General features: G+C 53.4%; 6 protein-coding genes. 4 read left to right on the forward strand and 2 right to left on the reverse strand.

Annotated features, from left to right (window positions below; all coding sequences use genetic code 11):
- The coding region (locus RBR60_RS09725; RefSeq protein ID WP_320356188.1) for a hypothetical protein at positions 1–351 on the forward strand (351 nt) is incomplete at its 5' end.
- Between the two features lie 293 nt (positions 352–644).
- The gene (locus RBR60_RS09730) at positions 645–2,189 is read left to right on the forward strand and encodes a Fic family protein (protein WP_320356190.1); all 1,545 of its coding nucleotides are present in this window, start codon (positions 645–647) and stop codon (positions 2,187–2,189) included.
- Between the two features lie 60 nt (positions 2,190–2,249).
- Here the strand turns inward: RBR60_RS09730 and RBR60_RS09735 are convergent, their stop codons facing one another.
- Positions 2,250–3,944: a methyl-accepting chemotaxis protein gene (locus tag RBR60_RS09735; RefSeq protein ID WP_320356192.1), complete on the reverse strand. Its 1,695-nt coding sequence runs from the start codon at positions 3,942–3,944 to the stop codon at positions 2,250–2,252.
- 209 nt (positions 3,945–4,153) lie between these two features.
- Here RBR60_RS09735 and RBR60_RS09740 point away from each other — a divergent pair, with 209 nt between their 5' ends.
- Both RBR60_RS09740 and RBR60_RS09745 read left to right on the forward strand, forming a co-directional pair.
- Positions 4,154–6,907, forward strand: a complete 2,754-nt coding sequence (locus tag RBR60_RS09740; protein WP_320356194.1) for a response regulator — start codon at positions 4,154–4,156, stop codon at positions 6,905–6,907.
- A gap of 97 nt (positions 6,908–7,004) precedes the next feature.
- Positions 7,005–7,634: a PAS domain-containing protein gene (locus tag RBR60_RS09745; protein ID WP_320356196.1), complete on the forward strand. Its 630-nt coding sequence runs from the start codon at positions 7,005–7,007 to the stop codon at positions 7,632–7,634.
- A 764-nt stretch (positions 7,635–8,398) separates the two neighbouring features.
- Here RBR60_RS09745 and RBR60_RS09750 read toward each other — a convergent pair.
- Positions 8,399–8,641, reverse strand: a complete 243-nt coding sequence (locus RBR60_RS09750; RefSeq protein WP_320356198.1) for a hypothetical protein — start codon at positions 8,639–8,641, stop codon at positions 8,399–8,401.
- Positions 8,642–8,664: the final 23 nt, after the last annotated feature.

Below are 8,664 nucleotides of genomic sequence, written 5' to 3' on the forward strand. Positions count from 1 at the left end.
TACCCCGGACCTTCCATCATCATCTGCTACGCCCCCTGCATCAACCAGGGCATCAAAAAGGGCATGGGCAAAACCCAGGAAGAGCAGAAGCTGGCCGTTCAGTCCGGTTACTGGCCCCTCTACCGCTTCAATCCCCTGCTGGAAGAAGAGGGCAAAAATCCCTTTGTTCTGGAATGCAAGGCTCCGGACGGAAGCCTTCAGGAATTCCTCTCCGGCGAAAACCGCTTTGCCATGCTGGAAAAGAGCTTCCCCGAAGAATCCAGAAAGCTCCGGGCGGCCATTGAAGCGGATTACATCAAGCGGTATGCGGCCCTGAAATACATGGCAGACGCCAAGGGCAGCGCAGAATAAAAAAATCCGGGAGGCCCTAAGGCTTCCCGGATGCAGGATAGAATGAAAAGGGGATGCGGCCTGATGCCGTGTCCCCTTTTTTGTTCCCTCCTCTGAACCGGATGTACAAAACCATCTGAAAATCTCGCCTTGCTTCCATCAACCTCTCACTGTAGTTTAAATTTTTGGCTCATATTGGATTTCAAGGCACGGGTATGCGGATGGCCCCCAGAACCAAACCCAGGATGAAGAAAAAAAGTGGCGGCAATGGAAATGTTGACTCTTTTTGACTCTGTGGCAAAGGGAAAGATCTGATGCCGGAACCCATAGGAAAACTCATTGCAAAGGGAGAGGCTTTGGATCTGGAGTTCAAGACCTGCCGAACCCAGCTGAACCGGGATGTTTATGAAACGGTCTGTGCCTTTCTCAACCGGAATGGGGGCACCCTGATTCTGGGCATACAGGATGATGGTACGGTTCAGGGCATTGCGGCGGATGCCATCGCGCAGATCCGAAAAGACTTTGTAACGGCCATCAACAACCCCCAGAAACTGTATCCGCCAGCCTGGCTTTCCATCCATGAAGAGGAGGTGGAAAACAAGAGAGTTTTACGCATTTATGTACCGGAAAGCTCACAGGTTCACCGATGCAGGGGCAGGATTTATGATCGCAATGAAGACGGCGATCTGGATATTACAGACCACACCGTTCAGGTGGCCCAGCTTTATCTTAGAAAGCAGGCAAACTACAGTGAAAACAAAATCTATCCCTGGATACAGCCTGAAAATCTGCGCCTTGACCTGCTGGATCGCTGCCGTAAATACCTGCGCATCAATTATCCCGGCCATCCATGGGCGGAGATGGGAGATCCGGAGCTTCTGAAAAGCGCCCAGCTCCTCCAGACAGACCCGGAAACCAGAAAATCCGGCATAACAAGGGCCGGTGTCATGCTCTTTGGGACAGACAATCTGATTCTGCAGGTCTGTCCTGCCCACCGTACCGACCTGATTTTAAGAAAAGTGAACCTTGACCGTTATGATGACCGGGATCTGGTACGCACCAATCTCATCGAAAGCTACGAACGCATTCTGGCCTTTGTCAGAAAACACCTGCCCGACCCTTTTTATCTGGAAGGCATTGAACGCCGCAGCCTGCGGGATGTGATTTTCCGGGAAGTGGCCTCCAACATGCTCATCCACAGGGAATATGCCAGCGGAGCCTCCTCACGGCTGATCATTGAATATGGCCGGGTTGTGGCAGAAAATCCCTGCAAGCCCCATGGTTTTGGCCTGCTGGATCCGGAAAAGACGGTTCCTTTTCAGAAAAATCCGATTTTAAGTGCTTTTTTCCGGGAAATCGATCGGGCCGATGAGCTGGGTTCGGGTATGCGCAAGATGATGCTCTACGGAAAAAAATATGGGGGTACAGATCCAAAGCTCATTGAAGGCGATATGTTCAGGGTTATCATCTCTGTCCCGGAATATGGCGCAAACCCTGCAAAACTGACAAAAATTCTATGTACTGCTGACAAAGACGCCAAGGAATCCGCCGTAGTCACAGGGCAAGTCACAGGGCAAGTCACAGGGCAAGTCACAGGGCAAGTCACAGGGCAAGTCACAGGGCAAGTTGAAAAACTACTCAAGACAGTTTCTCATGATATGAGTCGAAAAGAACTAATGGCTGGACTGGATCTTGTAGGCAGGGACAGTTTTGAAAAACTTTATCTCCGTCCTGCACTGGAAGCCGGATGCATTGAAATGACACTTCCGGATAAACCGAAAAGCAGCAAGCAAAAATACCGCCTTACGGAAAAAGGCCGCTTAGTGATTGAGACCATGGACAAAAATAAAGAGACATAGGCGAGGCCCTGTCTTTCATATTCTCCAGATAGTGGATCAATGACGATGCTTTGAATGGTTTTAACCCACCACAAAACGGCCCACCCGACCTCCCAGCTCCTCTGAAAGGCCTTCCAGAAGACGGACGGAGGCTCTCACTTCCGCACTGTTTTTTCTCAGCGATTCCGCAGCATGGCGGACCTTTTCCACCTCTGCGGAAGCTCCAGCAGCCGTTTCCCTGGCGCGGTGTACGCTGTCCCTCACCCTGTCCACCCCTGCGCCAATACCCGTCACAGCCAGGGCCATACCGGAAATTTCTTCCTGCCGGGCTTCCATGTCCAAAGCCATACCCCGCATAAGCCGCTCAAGACGTCCGGCCACCTCCACAATACATGAGATCCCTGCCTTTGCCTGCACGGCTGCGCCGTGAATCTCCTCCAGACGTTCCCGGATCTCTCCTGTGGCCTCTGCGGTCTGACGTGAAAGAATCTTGATCTCTCCTGCCACCACGGCAAAGCCCTTTCCTGCCCCTCCCGCCCTGGCGGATTCAATGGTGGCATTCAAAGCCAGCAGGTGGGTCTGGTCGGCAATTTCCGTAATGAGATTCACCACGTTTCGGATACCAGCAGCCGCAGCATCCAGCCGTTCCATGCCCGCCTGCGCCGCTTCAGAACGCGAAAGGGTGTCTTCTGTGGTTCTCAAGGCCTCTGCGCTGCGCCCCACAACAAGGCTGAGGGCTTCTTTCAGGCTTTCGGAAACCCGCTGCACCTGTCGCGTCTCCCCTTCCACGACTCGCATGGCCTCCATTACCGTGCCCATCTCCCCTTCCAATAGCCCCATCTGATGCTGCACCCCCTGGGTCCCCGCTTCCACTGCAACCGCAGTATTGCCAAGGGTTTCGCCCAAAGTGCCAAAGGTTTCCGCCTCCCTTCGGATGCTCTCCGCGCCCTGTGCAATCTCTTCCACAACCTTACGCAGCAGACCTAAAAAAGCATTAAAGGCCTGGGCCATACGCCCCACCTCATCCCTGCCCCGAACCGCAAGACTCCGGGTCAGATCTCCACCCCCTTCGGCAATTTCCCGGAAACGAAAGGCCGTTTCCCGCAAAGGCCCGGAGATGCGGGCTGCCATCCAGCGCACCAGCACAAAAAGACCAAGGGCAAGCACCGAGGTAACCCCCCCCATCCCCTTCCACACATCCCTTACGGCGCCCGCATGCTCCACACGCTGGGCATGCAGACGTTTTTCCACATCATCCATCCACAGATCCGCACACACAATCCAGTTCCATGCAGGCACATGGCGGTAGGCAAGGAGCTTTTCCTCCGCGCGTCCTTCCTTTTCAAAAGAAAAATGCAAAAACCCCACCTCTGCCTGCTCCACTGCGTTCAGAATCTCCACAACCACCTGTTTTCCCGATGCATCCTGAAAATCCCTCTGAACCTTGCCCACAAGCTCCGGACGCGCTGCGGAGACATACACCATGCCATCCTCATCCATCACCCAGAAACCATCCTCGCCTCCAGGGCCAAAACGCATGGCGGACAGGGCATTCACCGCATCTTCATAAAAATGGGCTGTGGATACCACATGGGCGGCGCTGGCCGTGAGATCCTCCAACTGCCGCCGTCTTTCTTCCAGAAGCTGGGATTCCAGGGCATTGAGCGTCATACGCTCCAGAGCACGGAATCCCCAGAAAGCAATTCCCGCAAACCCCACAAGGCAAAGCACCAGCACGGCAGCCACAAGCATCTGGATCTTTCCTGCTATACGCATATCCTTCTCCTTCACAGTCGTGATCTTCCCGGGCTTTTTCCCGGACTCCCTTCTAGGGCATGGAAGAAAAGATACGATTGGCATCCTGTGAGATTCTCGTTAGCAGGTCATTGGAAGATCCATCCATACCCCGTGCGGGTACAAAAAACAGAGCAAAAAAACAAAACCTTGTGCTAAGCTTTCTTCATTCCCATGCAAAAGGAGCTCCCATGGAAGCGCAGGACAGAAACTACAGTGCGGATTTCAAAGCCACAGTAGCCCTTGCCGCCCTTCGCAATACCAGCAATACGGCAGATCTGGCCCGACGCTTTGGCCTTTCTCCAGAACTTGTGGAACGCTGGAAACAGATTCTCATTTCCGGAGCTCTCCAGTGTTTTCAAGGGGAGGGCTCCCCAGAAAAGCCAGAAAAAACGCCCGAGAAAAACCCGCATCCTCAGATCGCCAAGCTCACAAGAACCATGGAGCGCTATCGCATGCTCTTTGAAACCATGGGCCAGGGCCTGATCTATCAGGACACAAAGGGACGGATTCTGGATTGCAATCCTGCGGCCCTGCAGATTTCCGGCCTCCGTCTTGATGAGCTTCAGGGCCTGAAACCTCCACCGCCATCGTGGCGGGCCGTACGCGATGACGGATCTGCCTTTCCCCTTTACGGGGATCCCCTTTTCACTGCCCTGAAGACAGGGCAGCTTCTCAGTGGCGCCCTCATGGGAATCTGGCATCCCGACAAAGGGGAAAAACGCTGGCTCCTCATGGATGCCACCTCAAGGGGCAACGAAGCTTCCGAAGAAGTCTCCGGACTTTTCATCACCCTCACGGACATTACGGAACGCAAACGCGCAGAAGAAACCATTCAGGATTACGCCAGACAACTGGCCGCCAGCAATGCGGAACTGGATCAGGCCCTGCTGGCCGCAGAACAGGCCACCCAGGCCAAAAGCGCCTTTCTCGCCAACATGAGCCACGAAATCCGAACCCCCATGAACGGGGTCATTGGCATGACCGAGCTTCTTCTGGATACCGCCCTCACGCCGGAACAACAGCGCTACGCCGAAACCATCCAGAGCAGCGGGGAAGCCCTTCTGACCCTGGTGAACGATATTCTGGATTTTTCCAAGATCGAGGCAGGCAAACTGGAGATGGATATTCAGGATTTTGACTTAGAAGCCCTTTTGGATGATTTTGCCATGACCCTGGCCATCCAGGCCCAGAAAAAAGGACTGGAATTCCTCTGCCATACGGAATCCAATGTACCCCGCTGGCTACGGGGCGATCCCGGTCGTTTACGGCAGATTCTCAACAATCTTGCGGGGAATGCCGTCAAATTCACGGATCTCGGTGAAGTTGAGGTGCGGGTCCGCCTCGCCAGCCCAGACAGAGAAGGTTTTTCAGAACGCCCCCTCCCCTTGCCAGGTCAGTCCTCAACCCCTGTTTTACTTCACTTTTCCATCCGGGATACGGGTATGGGCATCCCCCATCATCAGAGGGACAAGCTTTTTCTCAAATTCTCCCAGGTAGATACGGCCACCAACCGAAAATTCGGAGGCACCGGACTGGGTCTTGCCATCTCAAAGCAGCTGGCGGAAATGATGGGGGGCGAAATCGGTCTTCACAGTGAAGAAGGTCATGGTTCGGAGTTCTGGTTCACCGCCACTTTTCCCCTTCAGGAAAAACCGGCAGAAAGCGTCCCCCTTTCTCCGCAGCCCCTCAGAGGCCTTCAGGTACTCATGGTGGATGACAATGCCACCAACCTTGAGATCATGGAAAAATATCTCCAGAAATGGGGAGCAGAACCCCAGGGGTGTAACGCAGGAGCTGCGGCTCTCGGGATCCTCGATGCAGCCTGGCAAAAAGGCCAGGTCTTTGACCTTGTCATCACAGATATGCAGATGCCGGGCATGGACGGTGCCGCCCTGGGCAGGGCCATCCGGTCTGATCCCCGCTTTAAAAATCTTACTCTGGTCATGCTCACATCCATGGAGCCCCTGGAGGATGTCCAGACTTTTGAAAAAACAGGCTTTGCAGCCTATATCAGCAAACCCGTTCGCAGATGTGAACTACTTGAAATTCTTATCAACCTGCGATCTGCATCGCATCATGGCTCCACAGGCCCTTCCCTCATCACCTGCCAGTCCATCGTGAAAAAGCGTTTCCCCTTACGCCACCTGCCCCGTTTTTCCGGATACATCCTTCTTGCAGAAGATAATCCCACCAACCAGGAAGTGGCCCTGGGCATTCTCAAAAAAATGGGGCTCAAAATCCATGTGGCAGATAACGGTCTTGAAGCGCTAAGGATTCTGGAACAGAACCTGCCCTTCGATCTCATTCTCATGGACGTGCAGATGCCAGGAATGGACGGCATTGAGGCCACAAAAGAAATCCGGAAGCAGGAAAAACAGAACCCAAAAACGCCCATTCCCATCATCGCCATGACCGCAGGAGCCATGCGTGAGGACCAGGATCGCTGCCTTGGGGCCGGAATGGACGACTATATCACCAAGCCCGTAAATCCCGAGGTCCTCGCACGGGTGCTCAAAAAATGGCTTCCCTCACGGCATACCACCCTTTCTGGAAAAACCTATCCCCAGAAAACAGAGGATGGGGTTCCCGATCCCCATCCTTCGATTTTCAACAAAGATGAATTCATGGCAAGGGTCATGTATGACAAAGACCTTGCAGAAACCATTCTACTCACCGTCCTCAGTGCTCTTCCCGCCAGAATGACCTCCCTGCGGGAGGCCCTGGACCTGGGCCACACCCTGCATATCCGCGAACAGGCCCATGCACTCTACGGAATGGCCCTTAACGCCGCCTGCCCGGCCCTCGCCCAGGCAGCCCGCGCCATAGAAAAGGCCGCCGAAGAAGAACAATCCCTGCAAACCCTGCAAGATCTGGTACTGACCGGAGAAAAGGAAGCCCTTCGCCTCATGAAAACCCTGCAAACCCTCATGCCCTCTTCATGATCCAGGCCGGACTTTCTTTCAAAAAAAGCCCCACGCAGGTATAAACAGAAAATCACAACGCCAAAACCCCATCCCCTTTTTTCATAAGGAGAGCTTCATGCAAGAAGACAGTTTTCTCCAACAACTGACAGCGTTCATGGAAAAGGAACTGGTACACTCCAGATTTGCCTGGTGGGAATGGGACATTCCCAGAAACCGGGTTATCTGTAACGATCTCAAGGTCACGATGCTGGGCTATGACCCAGGGGATTTTCGGGATGTGGGCTATCAGGCCTTCACCGACCTCCTGCACCCCATGGATTACGAGAGAACCATGCAGGCCATGCGGGATCACCTGGAAAACCGCGCAACCATCTACCAGATCGATTACCGGATTCTCAGAAAAGACGGCCATTACACCTGGTACATGGACAGGGGATGCGCCATCATGCGCAATGCATCGGGAAAGCCCCTCAGGCTGCGGGGGCTTGTGGTGGATCTTGGAGAAGAACTGGAGCAAAAATCCCGAGACAAGGGCTTCTTATCCCAGGTACGGGAACGCCTCCCCTCCCCCGCAAGCGGAGCAGAGCACATCGTGACCCTTTGTTCCGTATGTCAGCGTTTCCGCATTGAAGAACTCACCTGGGTTCAGGTACCGGAAAAATTCAGGGAGGCCTTTCCCCAGAGAATCTCCCATGGCATATGCCCGGACTGCATGGGTACCCTGTATCCGGAATTTGCCCTGTGAGTTTTTGCCCCTTGGCAGACCGGGTGCTTCCTGAAAAATGGGAAGGTAGAGATGCCTCGTTCTTTCCAGGGGCTTCGCTTTTTCCGGCCATGTCCAAGGCACCCGCCCAAGCCCCATACAGAAAGCGACGTTCTTCTTTTTTCTTTTCCTTTTGTTTCCGGCCAGAAAAACAAAGCTGGCCAAAAAGCTCAGCGTCCTTATTTTCTTTTCTGATGAACCACCCAAGACACAGGGAGAATCCATGGACTCTGACAAAAAAGAACCCCAGAAGCATCGTTTCAGCCCCTTTCTACCCGAATCTTCCCGGAAAAAACCCGGCTGAACATCGCCCCTTACCTTCGAGACGGGGCTCGATCTCGCCGACGTGCTGGACCTTTTTACTGAAAATACAGATACGGAAGAAATTTGAGGCTCTGGCCCCTGCAGGGGGGCCAGATTTTCACCAGAACCCAATGCAACAACCCCGCATACCCTCTCCCTTTCAAGCGACGTCCTCTTTTTCCAATACACGTTGGATTTCTGCCTTCTAATCTCTCCTTGCCCTCCTTTCGGGGCATCTTTCCTCCTGCTTCGGGTAGCCAACCTATTATGAGAAGCATAAGATCAGATTGTTTTTGCATGACTAATATTTTTTAATATAACAACTATTTCAAGCCTAGCCAAATAACACTGTAACGTAAACACGGCGTGTCCTGTTCCATCGTTTCTCGGCTAGGTGCGGACAGACTTCTTGACCCTTTCCGGGAGGCATTATGTACTTAACTTCACAGGAGAATGGATTCAAGACTCTTTCCATCCATTTTCCTCAAGCCTTTTCCCCTATCCTTTCCGATTCTGCCACAGGTCCGCAATTTCTCTCGGCGCTCTGGCTCGTCTGTCTTTATCGTCACGGCATGACGGGTTCGTTCCGCCTTGCCTGGACCGATCACGGATACAAAGAACATATCCGAGAAATATTGCTTTCTCCCGACCTTTCTTGGTCCGAGGTCCTTGAAGTCCTTCTCCATGCCCCAACGCATCCGTTTTCCGG

This window comes from Desulfobotulus sp. (genome assembly GCF_034006065.1).
Classification (GTDB): Bacteria; Desulfobacterota; Desulfobacteria; order Desulfobacterales; family ASO4-4; genus Desulfobotulus.